Source organism: Bacillus sp. FSL W7-1346 (genome assembly GCF_038593335.1).
Classification (GTDB): domain Bacteria; phylum Bacillota; class Bacilli; order Bacillales; family Bacillaceae; genus Bacillus; species Bacillus altitudinis.
The window spans coordinates 3,673,306-3,689,268 of the sequence record NZ_CP151988.1 but is presented as its reverse complement, the minus strand read 5'-3'; the positions used below and the strand labels follow the sequence as shown (position 1 = coordinate 3,689,268).

Below are 15,963 nucleotides of genomic sequence, written 5' to 3'. Positions count from 1 at the left end.
ATGATGAGTAGCGTATTTTTTTATGAAAGGACGGTGCTTGGCATGACGGAACTTCTCGATGACCGGCTGCCGCCGCAAAATATAGAAGCCGAGCAGGCCGTATTAGGTGCTGTTTTTTTAGAACCATCTGCGCTAACGCTCGCTTCTGAAGTATTAATTCCAGAGGATTTCTATAGAATGTCGCATCAAAAGATTTACAATGCGATGCTTGTACTTGGTGATAGAGGGGAACCGGTTGACCTTGTCACGGTGACATCAGAACTTGCCAATACAGACTTACTAGAAGAGGTAGGCGGGATTTCGTATTTAACCGATATTGCGAACTCTGTCCCAACTGCCGCAAACATTGAATATTATGCAAAAATCGTGGAAGAAAAATCTATTTTAAGACGTCTGATCCGTACAGCGACAACCATTGCACAGGATGGATATACGCGTGAGGATGAAGTAGAAGATCTATTGAGTGATGCTGAAAAAACCATTATGGAAGTGGCTCAGCGTAAAAACTCAGGAGCTTTCCAAAACATTAAAGACGTTCTTGTTCAGACATATGATAATATTGAACAGCTTCATAATCGAAAAGGTGATATCACTGGGATTCCAACGGGTTTCTCAGAGCTTGACCGGATGACAGCTGGCTTCCAGCGAAATGACTTGATTATTGTAGCGGCTCGTCCGTCCGTAGGGAAAACAGCCTTCGCGTTAAATATTGCACAAAACGTTGCGACCAAGACAGATGAAAGTGTCGCCATCTTTAGTTTAGAGATGGGCGCTGAGCAGCTGGTCATGCGTATGCTTTGTGCCGAGGGAAATATCAATGCGCAAAACCTAAGAACCGGTAATCTCACAGAAGAGGACTGGGGTAAGCTGACAATGGCGATGGGTTCGCTATCAAACAGTGGGATTTTCATTGATGATACACCTGGTATTAGAGTCAGTGAGATTCGCTCGAAATGCCGCCGTTTGAAGCAAGAAAACGGGCTTGGCATGATCCTGATTGACTACTTACAGCTCATCCAAGGGAGTGGACGATCAAGCGATAACCGTCAGCAAGAGGTATCTGAAATTTCTAGGGCTTTAAAGTCACTAGCAAGAGAACTTGAAGTGCCGGTCATTGCCTTATCACAGCTTTCTCGTGGGGTAGAGCAGCGTCAGGACAAACGTCCGATGATGTCTGATATTCGTGAATCAGGAAGTATTGAGCAGGATGCCGATATTGTGGCGTTCCTTTATCGTGATGATTACTATGACAAAGAATCAGAGAATAAGAACATTATTGAAATTATTATTGCGAAACAGCGTAACGGTCCAGTTGGAACGGTATCACTGGCTTTCGTGAAAGAATATAACAAATTCGTCAACTTAGAAAGAAGATTTGACGATGCGGGTGTTCCGCCCGGTGCTTAAAGCCCAGCTCAAGAAGCTGGGCTTTTTTTGATCCATCTACATCGAAAGAATGACTGAAAAACATTCGAAATGAGGAGGAGTGGGAGAAAAAGAGAGCGTATACTAAAGGGAGAGAAAAGGAGTGATGACTGATGAAGTTTCAACAATTCGAAGCCGCTCAATTACGCATCGCACGTCCGACCGTCAACATGAAAGAGGTTGTTTCTTTTTATGAAGAAGGTTTAGGGCTGAAACGAATTGGCTCATTTGATCAGCATGAAGGGTATGATGGGGTCATGCTTGGGCTTCCTCACCAGCATGTTCATCTGGAAATCACCAAACATGAAGAAGACGAAAGCTTGCCTGTTCCCCACCCAGAGCAGCTGCTTGTATTCTATATTCCGGATGAAGAAGAATTTCAGCAGATGAAAAAGAGACTGATCGCATTTGGCGGACGGCATGTCACCTCTACGAACCCGTACTGGGATCGAGGAGGCGTGACGATTGAAGATCCAGATGGATATCGAGTGGTGCTCATGAATACAGAAGGAATTACACCTGATTAAGAAAGACTCCCATCTCGTGGGAGTCCTTTTTGTTATGATCGAGGCGTGACACGGAGTTTTAGCTCTTTTAGCCCATACATACCGCTGCTTGTCATTGGGACGTAAGAGAGAAGCTCTAGTGATCCATATCGTGACTGTATGGCTTTGATGGCAGTGCATGCTTCTAGGCGAGCAAGTGGTGCGCCTAGGCAGAAATGAATGCCGTGGCCAAAGCCAATATGGGGATTAGGGTGCCGGTGTATATCGTACTCATGTGCGTTTGGAAATTGACGCTCATCCCGGTTCGCAGAAGCAAGAAAGACAATCACACTGTCTCCCTTTTTCAAGACTTTTCCTCCAAGTTCGGTGTCTTCTGTGACATACCGGACGATGGTAGGCGCAGGGGCACGAAAACGGACAGCCTCCTCCACAGCTCGAGGAATGAGGTCAGGTGATTGAGCGAGCGCTTCATACGACCCCGGATTTTCTAACAAACTAAAGATCATATTGGAGATCAGGTTGGTGGTCGTTTCGTTGCCTGCTAACAGGAGAAGATTGCAGAAAGGAATTAATTCGTCTGCGGACAGCTTATCTCCATCTTCCTCCGCTTGGATTAAAAGCGAAATCAAATCCTCACTAAGGTTCTGCCGCTTCTCTTCAATGATGTCAGCAAAAAACGCCATCATGTCCGCTTCGCTTTGATCCCGTGTTTTTTGCCATTCAACGACATCTTTTTCATGTTCACTTTTAGGCATGCTGACGAGAATATCGGACCATTCTTTAAAGGATTGTTTATGTTCTGTTGGCACACCTAAAAGCTCTGCAATGACTATCACAGGAAGCGGATAGGAGATGTCTTGAACAAGATCAATCTCTTCCTTACCTTCTATTTGTGCAATGAGATCATCCATTAACTCTTGAATGCGTGGTTCCCACAATTTCATCACCCGGGGTGTAAAGGCTTTGCTCACAATGGAACGGATTCGTGTATGTTTTGGCGGGTCCATCATGACCATTGTTTTCATCAGTGAATGTTTCCGGTGGTCTTGAGGAGGTTGACTAGAAAAGGTATCTTTATCGATGGTGACGCGCTTTGCTTCTTCATAGGTGAAGACACTCCATGTTTGGCTGTGTTCATCAAAATGAACAGGGGATTCTTGACGCATTTTGGCGTACCAATCAAATGGGTGATACGGGTCCTGCTTATTTTTCCCTCTTAATAACGCTTTCTGAACGGCACTAGGTGTTGTTGTTTCCATGATCATCACTCCTTATGGGTTGTCAGATGATTCCTTTTTTTCACTGTGTTAGATTTAAAGGTAATTCATCAGGAGAAAGGATTCAACCAACAGAAAAGAGAAATCTGTTGAAGAAAATGGGAAGGGGAGAGCGGCTTGTGGCGGACTGCTACAGAGGGGATAAGCGCACAACTGAATCAAAGCAACAATTAAGAAAAGCATTATTTCAGTTATTAAAGGAGAAGGAATGGGGGAAGATTTCTGTACAAGATTTGACGAACAAGGCAGGAATCCATCGCACCACCTTTTATCAGCATTATGAGGATAAGTTTGACCTAGCACAGCAGGTCATGGATGAGATGTTTGATGTCATGAAAACCGCTATTTTTGCTCCTGTACATGAAAGTGAGTGGAAGAGCGATCATGCAGCATATGTGTATATTTACCGCTTTTATCAGCATTTGCAGGAACATGAAGAGGAGTATCAGATTCTCTTGAAAAGGGGAAGAGAGCTTAATATTCATCAGACGGCCAGTGCTTTTTTTGAAGAAAGCTTTACTTTGGGGCTAGAAGAAGTCACAGGTTCAACACCTGATCCACAACACGTTCCTCTCGAGATGCAGAAGCAATTTGTCATTTCTGCTTATGTTGGGACAGCTGAGTGGTGGCTGAGAAAAGGCAGACCATACTCACCCGACTTTATGGCAAGTTCGATGATTCAATTGATTGAAAATCACTGAACAAACGGAAATGAGAAAAACAGTAATTTTGATCGAAATCTTCTTGTTTAAGCGTAGAATGAGCAATTAAAGCGCTTTTCCTCACATGTAAAACGAACAAAATTCGATTTCGATATATTAATGTTCGGATTTCACGTTGACTTTTTCATTGTGCATTGATAAAATAAATGTGTTTGAAAGAGATAACGTTTTGAAAGGTTAACGGAGGTGCACGATATGTCTTCAGTAGTCGTAGTAGGTACGCAGTGGGGTGACGAAGGGAAAGGGAAAATTACCGATTTCCTTTCAGAAAATGCAGAGGTGATTGCCCGTTATCAAGGGGGAAACAATGCAGGTCACACAATCAAATTTGATGGAGTGACTTACAAGCTACACCTCATTCCGTCCGGTATTTTTTACAAAGAGAAAACTTGTGTCATCGGTAATGGAATGGTGGTTGATCCTAAAGCGTTGGTCACTGAGCTTGCGTATCTTCACGAACGGAATGTGAGTACAGATAACCTCAGAATCAGCAATAGAGCCCATGTCATTCTGCCTTATCACTTAAAATTGGACGAGGTAGAAGAAGAGCGGAAAGGGGCTAACAAGATCGGTACGACGAAAAAAGGAATCGGACCAGCTTATATGGACAAAGCTGCCCGCGTCGGAATCCGTATCGCAGATTTATTAGATCGTGAAGTATTTGAAGAGAAGCTTGCCCGTAATCTAGAAGAGAAAAATCGTCTTTTAGAGAAAATGTACGACACAGAAGGCTTCAAAATTGAAGATATTTTAGATGAGTATTATGAATATGGTCAGCAAGTGAAAAAATATGTCGTGGACACATCTGTTGTATTGAACGATGCTCTAGATGAAGGCCGCCGTGTTCTTTTTGAAGGGGCACAAGGCGTTATGCTTGATATCGATCAAGGGACATATCCGTTCGTGACGTCATCTAACCCAGTGGCTGGAGGCGTGACGATTGGTTCTGGTGTAGGTCCTACGAAAATTCAACATGTGGTCGGCGTATCAAAAGCTTACACAACTCGTGTAGGTGATGGCCCATTCCCGACAGAACTCCATGATGAAATTGGCGATCAAATCCGTGAAGTTGGCCGTGAATACGGTACGACAACTGGCCGCCCGCGCCGTGTTGGCTGGTTTGACAGTGTTGTTGTCCGTCATGCGCGCCGTGTGAGCGGAATTACAGATTTATCTCTTAACTCCATCGATGTACTAACAGGGATTGAGAAATTGAAAATCTGTGTCGCTTATAAATTGAACGGAGAAATCACTGAAGAATTCCCAGCAAGTCTAAATGAATTAGCGAAATGTGAACCTGTCTACGAAGAAATGCCAGGTTGGACAGAGGATATTACAGGTGTGAAGAATTTAAGTGAACTGCCTGCAAATGCCCGTCATTACTTAGAGCGCATTTCACAATTAACAGGTATTCCACTTTCTATTTTCTCAGTCGGACCAGACCGTTCCCAAACGAACGTTGTCCGCAGCGTGTACCGTCCATCATTATAGACTGATCAGACACCAGTAAAATCACACATTTTACTGGTGTCTTTTTTTGTTTAAATATTCCTTAATTTCTACGGAACGCTCTTCCTGTCATTACCAAAATGTGATAACTGTATAAAAAGGAAGGAGCGTTCTAGTGAAAGAAAGAATACGATTATTAGATATTTTACGAGGTTTTGCGATATTAGGTACATTGGGTACAAACGTCTGGTTTTTTGCATACGCAGGGGATACCTTTGCGACAGATCAGATTGCGGATGAATATGAAAATGGTAGTTTTCTTGAAAGTCTTGTCTCTATGTTCGTTTATGGCAAAATGCTATCGCTGCTCACAATCATGTTTGGCGTAGGGCTAGAGCTGAAATACCAGCAGGCGAAAAGAAAAAATACGACTTGGCCGGGTACATATTTATGGATTCTTTTATTTTTATTTATTGAAGGCTTTGTCCATTTTGCGCTAGTGATGGAATATGATGTGCTCATGAGTTACGCCGTCACGGGTTTGCTTGTGGCGTTTATTGTCCGTGGAGGGAGTCGGCGCATCAAAAAAGGCATGATTGTCTCGGGTGTCATTCATTTGTTGGTGACGGCTTTTCTCGTTGTATTTTCTTTCTCTGAATTGGAAAATGAATCCTATGACGAGAGCAGTGAACCAGCGTACGAAGAACAACTGCCGGAGACATGGATATCTCAAGTTCAAGACCGATTACAGCACTTTTTGATGTACCGAGAAGAAGCAATCTTTATTATCCCAATGAATACCTTTTTGTTTTTATTAGGTGTGCGGATGATGAGAGCCGGTGTATTTTATGCAAATGAGCGTGGGCAAACTCTGCGGAAAACATTGTTCCGAATGGGTTTGTGGATTGGACTGCCGCTGAATGCGCTCGTCTTTGTACCAAATGACATAGTGGAATTCGTGGTGCGCTATGTGTTTTCGCCATTCCTCTCTATTTTCTATATTGCTGTCGTGGCGAAGCTTCTAGCACGCACGGAGTCATGGTTCATGTGGACTTGGTTTGAATATGTAGGGAAAATGGCGCTTAGCTGCTATATCCTGCAAAATGTCATCTGCTCGCTTCTTTTTTACAGCTGGGGATTGGGTCTTGGCGGTCAAATCAACGCCCCCCTTATCGTCTTGTCATGGTTGTTGATCTCTCTGCTGCAAATCGCCATTTCAGCCCTTTGCTTACACGTCTGGCGAATTGGACCAATGGAGTATATCCGATCACAGGCACTTCGCCGTGTGACAATGAAGAAAGCATCTTAAAGGGGAATAGATACAATGTTTTTCAAAAAAACGACGAAAAGAGAACAAGCCAATGCACAAAAAGCAGCAGGATCGGCGTTTGTTTTTTATCTTCTAGCATTAGGAGGACATGCGTCTTACGCTTTTTTTCAAGGTGAGAGTACACCTGTGACTTTTGTGATTTTAATGACAGGTCTTCTTGTGTTTTTCACCGCAGATTGGCTATACAACAAAAAACATTCATAAAAAAGAAGCCCTCTGATGAGAGCTTCTTTTTTATTTTAGGCTTTTATATTGGCCTTTTAAATTTTTACGAATGTATTGAATGATTTTGCGCAGTTCGTTGGCGTGCGGTCTGCCAAATGGACTTGTTTGTCTTTGCTGATAGAGGACTTGGCCTTTTTCATTTAATAAGAAATAGGCAGGTTCTCCGTGCACCCCGTGATCTTCATATGGGGCATCTTCTCCGTGATAGAAGACTTCATAGGCTTTCAATGATGTGAGGTTTTGGTCAGACATGATGGGGAAAGAAAGTCCCTCTTTGTCTGCAAATTCCTTCAAGTCTTCAGGGTTATCTGTTGAAATCGTCATTAAGTGAATATCCTTGTCTTGAAAATAGGATTGCTGTTTTTCCAGCTCTTTTAATTCCTCGACACATACTGGGCACCATGATCCTCTAAAGAAAACGATGAGGTGCCAGCTTTGATGCTCCTCTAAATGTTTGTAAAACTCAATGTGATCGCCCTGCACTGTTGGCAGTGAAAAATCGGGCATTTTATCTCCTAATTTAAATGAACTCATCCTATGCTTCCTCCTTTTTCAATCACCATGTTGTTTGTTTCTTGTATAACCAATATTGGTCGGAATCAAACGTTTCTGTGTGCTGGATTGGGCAGTAGCCAATGATTGAATGAAGGCGCTTGCAGGATTAGGCGGTTTAACAGAAGATATCAAATCCGACACTTTTTTTAAAAAAATGTCGAAAAACGTATTGCCATATGTAATTACTCTATGATATTATAAATCTCGTTGTTGCAAAGGTCTCTGAAACTTGTTAGGATGCGATGTTCCAGCTTTTTTAAAGCGATTGGTTTGACGCAGTACAACTTCTTCAGAATTACTTTTCACAAACCGAGAGCCATTAGCTCAGTTGGTAGAGCATCTGACTTTTAATCAGAGGGTCGAAGGTTCGAGTCCTTCATGGCTCACCATGTTTTGGCCCGTTGGTCAAGCGGTTAAGACACCGCCCTTTCACGGCGGTAACACGGGTTCGAATCCCGTACGGGTCATTGATTTACTTTAGCGTTAAGCTAATTTTTCCTCACTTGCTTGAAGGAGCACCACGATTGCTTTTTCGGGCAAGTTACTGAGGTCCGGTAGTTCAGTTGGTTAGAATGCCTGCCTGTCACGCAGGAGGTCGCGGGTTCGAGTCCCGTCCGGACCGCCATTTATACATATTCATCTTTTGATGATGGCTCGGTAGCTCAGTTGGTAGAGCAACGGACTGAAAATCCGTGTGTCGGCGGTTCGATTCCGTCCCGAGCCACTTCCAAACGCATCTGCAATCGCAGGTGCGTTTTTATTATGAAAAGAAGGCATAAAAAGGGAGAAGCCGGACCTAGGTAGGGCCCGGCTCCATAAGAAGAAGACGTTACATGTATATAGACGTTTGGTGACTGGAAAAGTTTCAATAAAAAAGGAAAAAGTCATCAAATCTTTTGGGCGGGGTTCTTCTATCCAACGTTTACTAGCAAAGAAAGCCGTTATTATTTTTATCTTTGCCTCGTAAAACGTTATAATAGACAGTGAGCCTTTTTTTCGTAAATGAAGAAGGCATAATGAGACATGCAAAATGGAATGACATAGATGCTAAAAATGCAGGAGGAAATCACAATGGAAAAAAAGATTCTTGTCGTAGATGATGAAAAGCCGATTGCGGATATATTGGAATTTAACTTAAGAAAAGAGGGCTACGAGGTTCATTGTGCGTATGACGGAAATGAAGCCCTTGAAATGGTAGAAGAAATCAAGCCAGACATTATTTTGCTCGACATTATGCTGCCGAACAAAGATGGCGTTGAAGTATGCCGTGAAGTGAGAAAGAAATATGACATGCCGATTATCATGCTGACAGCAAAAGACTCTGAAATCGATAAAGTCATTGGTCTTGAGCTTGGCGCGGACGATTATGTCACAAAGCCATTCAGTACACGCGAGCTGCTTGCACGTGTAAAAGCAAATTTAAGAAGACAGACGGCTGCTCCGCAATCAGAGGAAGAATCTGAATCAAATGATATCGAGATTGGTTCACTTGTGATCTACCCAGATGCGTATGTCGTGTCTAAGCGTGACGAAACGATTGAGCTAACGCATCGTGAGTTCGAATTGCTTCATTACTTAGCGAAACATATTGGACAAGTCATGACACGTGAGCACTTACTGCAAACGGTTTGGGGCTACGATTACTTCGGAGATGTCCGTACAGTAGACGTGACAGTCCGCCGTCTTCGTGAAAAAATTGAAGACAACCCTAGCCACCCGAGCTGGATCGTGACAAGACGAGGCGTCGGCTACTATTTAAGAAACCCAGAGCAGGACTAAGATTCTTATGAGTAAAGTAGGTTTTTTTCGCTCGATTCACTTTAAATTGACCTTGATTTATGTGCTGCTGATCATTGTTGCCATGCAGATCATTGGCGTGTACTTTGTGAAGCAGCTAGAGCAGTCCTTAATTAATTCATATGATAATTCCTTGAATCAGCGAATCTACTCGTTATCGTATTACCTAGAACAAGATTCATCGAAAAGCAAGGCAGAATTAAAAGAGGATGCTCAAAAGATACTAAACGATTTTAACAACAAAGATGAGTCTAATGAAATTTCTGAAGTCAGCTATATTGACGAAAGCAGAGAAGTCATTGCCTCTGTGAATAACGGCAGTCAAGAGATTGCCGGGAAGAAAATCACAGATCAAATCATTAGCCGTATTTTCGCGGTTGGCAAAGACTACGAGAAAAAATTCTATGACCCAGAATCGAATAAACGAGTCCGCATATCAGCAACAGCCGTGAAAAATGAGAACCAAGAAACTGTTGGTGTCATTTATGTGGTCTCATCCATGGAAAGTGTTTTTAACCAAATGCGAACGATCAACACCATTTTGGCGACGGGTACACTCATCGCACTTGGGACGACCGCTCTACTTGGTATATTCATATTCAGAACCATTACACACCCAATTTCGGATATGAGAAAGCAAGCGATCGAGCTCGCCAAAGGGAACTTTTCCAGAAAGGTCCGAAAGTATGGACATGATGAGATTGGTCAACTAGCAACGACATTTAACCATCTGACGAGAGAGCTGGAGGAAGCGCAGCTGATGACAGAGGGTGAGAGGAAAAAGCTTTCTTCTGTTATCGCCTATATGACGGATGGCGTCATTGCCACGAATCAAAACGGGGCCATTATTCTATTAAACAGCCCGGCACTAGAGCTTTTGAATGTTTCACGTGAAACAGCTCTAGAGATGCCGATCACATCCTTGCTTGGCTTAGAAGAAACTCATACATTTGAAGATTTAGTCGAAAATCAAGACTCCATGCTGCTAGAAATTGAACGTGAAGATCAACTGTCTGTTTTGCGTGTCAATTTCTCAGTGATTCAGAAAGAGCATGGGAAGATTGATGGCTTGATCGCGGTCATTTATGACGTAACCGAGCAGGAAAAAATTGATGCGGAACGTCGTGAATTCGTGGCGAACGTATCCCATGAGCTGCGCACACCGCTTACGACGATGCGAAGCTATCTTGAGGCTCTCGCTGAAGGTGCGATTGGTGATAAAGAGCTTGCGCCAAGGTTCCTCAGTGTCACGCAAAATGAAACAGAGCGCATGATTAGACTTGTGAATGACCTGCTCCAGCTGTCTAAGTTCGACAGCAAGGATTATCAATTCAATCGTGAGTGGACGAATTTTATCAGGTTTATCTCGCTCGTCATTGATCGTTTTGAAATGACGAAGGAGCAGCATGTCGATTTCATCCGCAACTTGCCGCAGCGTGAAATATATGTGGAAATTGATCAAGATAAAATCACTCAGGTGCTCGATAATATCATTTCCAATGCTATGAAATACTCGCCAGAGGGTGGACATATTACGTTCACTGTCGATTTGGATGAGGAGCAAGGTCTTGTGTTATTCAGTGTCAAAGATGAAGGAATCGGTATTCCGAAGAAGGATATGGATAAAATCTTTGAACGTTTTTATCGAGTGGATAAGGCAAGAACAAGAAAGCTTGGCGGAACCGGCCTAGGTCTTGCGATTGCAAAAGAAATGGTTCAGGCTCATGGCGGAGATATTTGGGCTGACAGCATTGAAGGAAAAGGAACAACGGTAACCTTTAGCCTTCCTTACAATGAAGAACAAGAGGATGATTGGGATGAAGCGTGAGACCTTTAAAACCATTATATTGACAATCCTAATTGCGATCAGTCTTGTGTTTACGTGGAATATTTGGATGTTCCAGCCCGTCATGCAGGATCAGGCGGATGCCGGTACACAGGTCGTGGAAACGAAGAAGATTTCAAGCGACGAGCCTCGGAGTCTCATTGATGTCGTGAAGCCGCGTGAGATGTTCATCCATTCCAATGGAGAGCATTTCAAAGTCGATCAAAAGGAACTCTTCCAAAACTTTTGGAATGATGTGAGCCTGTGGGATGTCAAAGAGATTGCCGATGTGTCGGACCAATATTCCGAGCAGAAATTTAAGAATTTCTTCTATGGACGCGAGGGACAAGGCAAGACATTGGATCTTGTGTTCAATGATCCGATTCCGATTGATATTTTCCAAGCGCTGTTTAAATGGCCGAATAAATCCATTGAATACAACTCATTTGACCGGATGATTGTGCCGTTCGCTCAGCCGGATAAGGCCAATAAGAAAGTCTATTTGGTTTCATACAGCAAGGAAACGGTGCTTGAGCTGACGATTGAATCAGCCAACTATCGTAATCTGATGGATAGCATTGCCGCCGCTCAAAACGAGATGCCGCGCTATGACCTATATACTTTCTCTACAAATTCAAAACGAGATTTCCTTCTGCCGCAGAAGCAAAAGCAGCTTGAAGCGAAAATGTTCTTTATCGAAACGATTAAGACAAGCAAATTCAAGGACGCTTTGTTTACAGACCCAAGTCTAGTTGGGGAGGAATCTAATTTAAACCGGACGGTGTATACAGATGGAACGAGTCGTCTTGAAGCAAATCAAAAAGACCACCGCATCCAATATCAGCATCGTAATATCAATTCTAGTACCGTATTCCAAACGGGAGATTTGATCAAGCGAAGCGTGAAATATTTCAATGATACCGGAAGTTTTACCGATAATTATCAATACTTCGGCATTAACAGCAACCAGCAGCTGTCCTTTAATATGTTTATGGATGGACTGCCGATCGTCAACAGCACCAAGCATCCATTTGGTATGACATCACTTGAAGTACAATGGGCGAATGATGACATCTTGAGTTATAAGCGTCCAAACTACATTCTCGGCAACAAAGCGAGTCAGAGTGAACAGGTCAAACTGATGAATGGGACAGAGCTGAAAAACTTGATCATCAAGCAGACGAAGTATGATGATTTAGAGAAAATTGAACAGATATTCCCTGCCTATCAAGCGACATCCACGGCATCAGATCAGGATCAAGCGATGTTTGTCTGGCTAGAGCCGGTATGGTGTATGAAATATAACGGAAAAACCGTCATTTTAACGAATGATTTGCTGACAGAGGGGAGCGAGAATCATGGAGTGGAATAAGACCAAAACGATCTTTATCCTAGCCTTTCTCGTTCTCGATATCTTTCTAGGTTTTCAATACTTTGAAAAGCGCTCGACCGATCATTTTGCGATTATCGAAAAAACAGATACGCTGGAAGAAATGAAGGCAGACGGAATCAAATATGGCAATCTATCAGATGAAGCGAAGATTGGATACCGCATTACAGCTGAGAAAAAGCAATATACGAAAAAGGATGTCGACGGATTAGCTGATCAAAAGACGAAAAGCACATTCCCGAAAACCGAGAAAGATGATCCTGTCACCCTGCTTGAAATGACCTTCAATAAACCAGTCGCATTGCCGAAAAAAGATATGAAAACAGCAGCGACCAATCTTGTGAGCCAGCGTTTACTGGATGGCAAGAATTATAAGCTCTGGAGCATCGATGAAGAATCAGGTGAAATCGTCTTTTTCCAAACGTATAAAGGAAAATACATCTTCCAAGAAGGTCTTGATGACACCGAAACCATCGGGAAGATCACATTGGATGTGAACGATCAAAACGAGGTCGTCTCGTATCGGCAGTCGATGGTGACATCGATTAATGAAGTGAGAAAAGAAACCCTTGTCCCAGCGCTTGAAACGGTGAAGGACTTATATACACAAAATATGCTGAGCCAAAACACGACAGTGAAAAAAGTGGAGCTTGGCTACTACACGCAATACCCAGGTGCAAGCACTCAAGTCATGGTTCCTGTATGGCGAGTAGAGATTGAAGGCGTGGTAGCTGGTTCAAAGAAAAAGACAGAAGAAGAATATTTGATCAATGCCATTGATGGCTCAACACTTGATCATATAGAGAAAGAAGACAAATCTTCATTGGAGTGAGAGAACATGAGCTTGCAGTTCAGTGTACTAGCGAGCGGAAGTACGGGGAACGCTTTTTATTTAGAAACAGACGAGCATGCTTTTTTAGTAGATGCAGGTTTAAGCGGCAAACAGATGGTGGAGCTGCTTGGTCAAATCGATCGCAAGCCTGAAGACTTGGACGGAATTTTTGTCACACACGAGCACTCAGATCATATTAAAGGACTCGGTGTGATGGCAAGAAAGTACAAGCTTCCTGTCTATGCAAATGCGAAAACATGGAAGGCGATGGAGTCACATATTGGGAAAGTGGATACGGAGCAGAAATTCCACTTTGATATGGAGACGGTTCAATCATTTGGCGGACTCGATGTTGAATCATTTGGCGTATCACATGATGCGGCAGAGCCCATGTTTTACGTATTCCATTATGGCGGGCGTAAACTTGCCCTTATGACGGATACAGGCTATGTGAGTGACCGGATGAAAGGGATTATTAAATCAGCCAATACGTTCGTATTTGAGAGCAATCATGATGTCGGCATGCTGCAAATGGGGCGCTACCCATGGAGTATTAAACGCAGAATTTTGAGCGATGTCGGACACGTATCCAATGAAGATGCAGCTCTTGCTATGACAGACGTGATTGGAGACGCCACCTCACGCATTTATTTGGCCCACTTGAGTCAAGACAACAACATGAAGGACTTAGCCCGTATGGCGGTCCAGCAGACGCTTGAAATGAAGGGCTTTGTTGTAGGGGATGGCTTTGATTTATATGATACGGACCCGAAAAAAGCAACCCCGCTTTGCGCCGTATGATTTTTACAATCGTATGATTAAGATAAGAGCTTCTTACCAACACTATATACATCATCTATTCACTGAAAGGAAGGAAACATAGTGGATTATCGCGATGTAGAGTGGAAGCCGAGACGAAGCAGAAAAGGATATTTCCTATCTGGTCTGATCGGTGTATTGGTAGGAGCTTTTTTAATGGGATTCTTTTTCCCCTATGTGTCTGGACAAAGCGGCAGCCCCTTTGGCTGGCAGTCAGCTGGAGATCAGCAGGCATCAGATGGCCCTTTAAAGACCGTCAATGTGAACGTGAATGATGCGGTCACAAAAGTGGTATCGAGTATGTCAGATACAGTTGTCGGCGTCATTAACATTCAAAAGTCGAGCTTTTGGGAAGAAGGCGGTGAAGCAGGCAGTGGGTCAGGTGTGATTTATAAAAAAAAGGGTGACACCTTTTATATCGTGACCAACCATCATGTCATCAAAGGCGCAAACCAGCTTGAAGTGAGCCTTCAGGACGGGACAAGGATCGAGGCAAATCTTGTTGGCAGTGATCAGCTGATGGATTTAGCGGTACTCACGGTCAAAAGTGATAAGATCAAGAAAACCGCCGCCTTCGGCAATTCAGACCATGTCAAACCAGGTGAGCCTGTCATCGCCATTGGAAATCCATTAGGCCTTGAATTTGCTGGCTCCGTCACACAAGGTGTGATTTCTGGAACAGAGCGTGCGATCCCTGTTGATTCTAATGGGGATGGACAGACGGATTGGAATGCGGAAGTTTTGCAAACGGATGCCGCCATTAATCCTGGGAACAGCGGCGGAGCCTTGATCAATATGGACGGCAAAGTGATCGGCATCAATTCAATGAAGATTGCTGAGTCAGAGGTGGAAGGGATTGGGCTGTCTATTCCTGCGAATCTGGTGATCCCTGTCATAGAGGATTTAGAGCGCTATGGAGAGGTGAAGCGTCCGTACCTTGGTGTTGGGATGAAATCACTAGCAGATATTGCAAGCTATCATTGGCAGGAAACATTAAAACTGCCATCAAAGGTCACAACCGGAGTCGTCGTGATGAGTGTCGAGCCTTTGTCTCCAGCAGGAAAAGCGGGGCTAAAAGAGCTGGATGTCGTGACATCGTTTGACGGCAAGCAAGTACAGAATATCGTCGATCTGCGTAAATATCTTTATCAAAAGAAAGTCGGCGACAAGGTAAAGGTGCAATTTTACCGAAGCGGAAAGAAAAAATCAGTCGAGATCAAGCTCTCCCAAACCGATCGGTTCGGAGGCTAGCCAGTTCCTATAGGGGACTGGCTTTTTTTATATGCACAGCATATGATAAAGAAAAGGGGGAGAGAGGATTTGGTCACATTACAGCCGATGTCACAAACGGATTATGACGTCTTAATAGAGGAGTCTATTAAGAGGTACGCAGGAGAAAAGGTACTCGCAGGGACATGGAATCAGGAAGAAGCGCAAAAGAACGCAGAGGAACAATTTGAGCGGTTGCTTCCTGAAGGACTTCAGACAGAGGATCATGAGCTGTGGACCTTCATGCATGGAGACGAATCCATTGGGTGGGTATGGCTTTGCTATGATCCAGATCATCCCCAGCATGAAGGCTTTATTTATAATTTTATTTTGTTTGAAGCGTATCGAGGAAAAGGGTTGGCAAAACAGGCCATGACGGCATTAGAAGAGCAGGCAAAGTCATTAGGTGTGAAGAAACTATCGCTGCATGTCTTTGCCCATAATCAAATCGCCCGCTCACTTTATGAGAAAACGGGATTTGCTGAGACTGGGATTTACATGAGCAAACCTTTATAAAAAAAGAGAAGTACCGTGCAGAGAGC

15 protein-coding genes and 4 tRNA genes are annotated in these 15,963 nt (G+C 43.5%); 17 read left to right on the top strand and 2 right to left on the bottom strand.

The genetic code is table 11. From position 1 onward, the window contains the following. The first annotated feature begins 42 nt into the window (after positions 1-42). Positions 43-1,407 (top strand): replicative DNA helicase, encoded by a 1,365-nt coding sequence (dnaB, locus tag NST09_RS18975; RefSeq protein WP_003214779.1) that lies wholly within the window; start codon positions 43-45, stop codon positions 1,405-1,407. A gap of 131 nt (positions 1,408-1,538) precedes the next feature. Then, a complete protein-coding gene (locus tag NST09_RS18970; RefSeq protein WP_017359894.1) occupies positions 1,539-1,952 on the top strand; it encodes a VOC family protein in 414 nt (137 codons plus the stop codon). Positions 1,953-1,984: 32 nt separating this feature from the next. On the opposite strand, the gene NST09_RS18965 is transcribed toward NST09_RS18970, so the two are convergent. Continuing rightward, the gene (locus NST09_RS18965) at positions 1,985-3,190 is read right to left on the bottom strand and encodes a cytochrome P450 (RefSeq protein ID WP_017359895.1); all 1,206 of its coding nucleotides are present in this window, start codon (positions 3,188-3,190) and stop codon (positions 1,985-1,987) included. Between the two features lie 116 nt (positions 3,191-3,306). Between NST09_RS18965 and NST09_RS18960 the strand changes: the two genes are divergently transcribed. The 4 genes from NST09_RS18960 (at position 3,307) to NST09_RS18945 (ending at position 6,913) form a co-directional block, all read left to right on the top strand. Beyond that, positions 3,307-3,909: a TetR/AcrR family transcriptional regulator gene (locus NST09_RS18960; protein WP_282706817.1), complete on the top strand. Its 603-nt coding sequence runs from the start codon at positions 3,307-3,309 to the stop codon at positions 3,907-3,909. A gap of 216 nt (positions 3,910-4,125) precedes the next feature. Then, positions 4,126-5,421: an adenylosuccinate synthase gene (locus NST09_RS18955; protein WP_007497400.1), complete on the top strand. Its 1,296-nt coding sequence runs from the start codon at positions 4,126-4,128 to the stop codon at positions 5,419-5,421. A 133-nt stretch (positions 5,422-5,554) separates the two neighbouring features. Further along, positions 5,555-6,688: a DUF418 domain-containing protein gene (locus NST09_RS18950; RefSeq protein WP_213407109.1), complete on the top strand. Its 1,134-nt coding sequence runs from the start codon at positions 5,555-5,557 to the stop codon at positions 6,686-6,688. Positions 6,689-6,703: 15 nt separating this feature from the next. Beyond that, positions 6,704-6,913 carry a hypothetical protein gene (locus tag NST09_RS18945; protein ID WP_024718463.1) on the top strand — a complete coding sequence of 70 codons (210 nt, stop codon included), beginning with the start codon at positions 6,704-6,706 and terminating at the stop codon, positions 6,911-6,913. A 30-nt stretch (positions 6,914-6,943) separates the two neighbouring features. Here NST09_RS18945 and NST09_RS18940 read toward each other — a convergent pair whose 3' ends face one another. Beyond that, a complete protein-coding gene (locus tag NST09_RS18940) occupies positions 6,944-7,468 on the bottom strand; it encodes a peroxiredoxin family protein (protein WP_017368445.1) in 525 nt (174 codons plus the stop codon). A gap of 334 nt (positions 7,469-7,802) precedes the next feature. On the opposite strand from NST09_RS18940, the gene NST09_RS18935 reads away from it, so the two are divergent. The 11 genes from NST09_RS18935 to NST09_RS18885 all read left to right on the top strand — a co-directional run bounded on the left by NST09_RS18935 (position 7,803) and on the right by NST09_RS18885 (position 15,937). After that, positions 7,803-7,878 (top strand) — tRNA-Lys (locus NST09_RS18935). 6 nt (positions 7,879-7,884) lie between these two features. Beyond that, positions 7,885-7,956: transfer RNA gene (locus NST09_RS18930), tRNA-Glu, on the top strand. An 81-nt stretch (positions 7,957-8,037) separates the two neighbouring features. Continuing rightward, positions 8,038-8,114 (top strand) — tRNA-Asp (locus tag NST09_RS18925). A gap of 26 nt (positions 8,115-8,140) precedes the next feature. Further along, positions 8,141-8,213 (top strand) — tRNA-Phe (locus NST09_RS18920). Between the two features lie 347 nt (positions 8,214-8,560). Next, a complete protein-coding gene (gene yycF / locus NST09_RS18915; RefSeq protein ID WP_017359978.1) occupies positions 8,561-9,268 on the top strand; it encodes a response regulator YycF in 708 nt (235 codons plus the stop codon). 7 nt (positions 9,269-9,275) lie between these two features. Further along, entirely contained in the window at positions 9,276-11,114 is a 1,839-nt protein-coding gene (walK, locus tag NST09_RS18910) for a cell wall metabolism sensor histidine kinase WalK (protein WP_017368444.1), read from the top strand. Further along, positions 11,104-12,483, top strand: a complete 1,380-nt coding sequence (gene yycH / locus NST09_RS18905) for a two-component system activity regulator YycH (protein ID WP_017368443.1) — start codon at positions 11,104-11,106, stop codon at positions 12,481-12,483. Before walK ends, yycH begins: the two co-directional genes overlap by 11 nt. Continuing rightward, positions 12,470-13,333, top strand: a complete 864-nt coding sequence (gene yycI / locus NST09_RS18900; protein ID WP_342493226.1) for a two-component system regulatory protein YycI — start codon at positions 12,470-12,472, stop codon at positions 13,331-13,333. The genes yycH and yycI overlap by 14 nt, the downstream gene beginning before the upstream one ends. Positions 13,334-13,339: 6 nt before the next feature. After that, the gene (locus tag NST09_RS18895; RefSeq protein ID WP_007497388.1) at positions 13,340-14,134 is read left to right on the top strand and encodes an MBL fold metallo-hydrolase; all 795 of its coding nucleotides are present in this window, start codon (positions 13,340-13,342) and stop codon (positions 14,132-14,134) included. 81 nt (positions 14,135-14,215) lie between these two features. After that, positions 14,216-15,403 carry a S1C family serine protease gene (locus tag NST09_RS18890; protein ID WP_342493225.1) on the top strand — a complete coding sequence of 396 codons (1,188 nt, stop codon included), beginning with the start codon at positions 14,216-14,218 and terminating at the stop codon, positions 15,401-15,403. A gap of 69 nt (positions 15,404-15,472) precedes the next feature. Continuing rightward, a complete protein-coding gene (locus NST09_RS18885) occupies positions 15,473-15,937 on the top strand; it encodes a GNAT family N-acetyltransferase (RefSeq protein ID WP_082055591.1) in 465 nt (154 codons plus the stop codon). Positions 15,938-15,963: the final 26 nt, after the last annotated feature.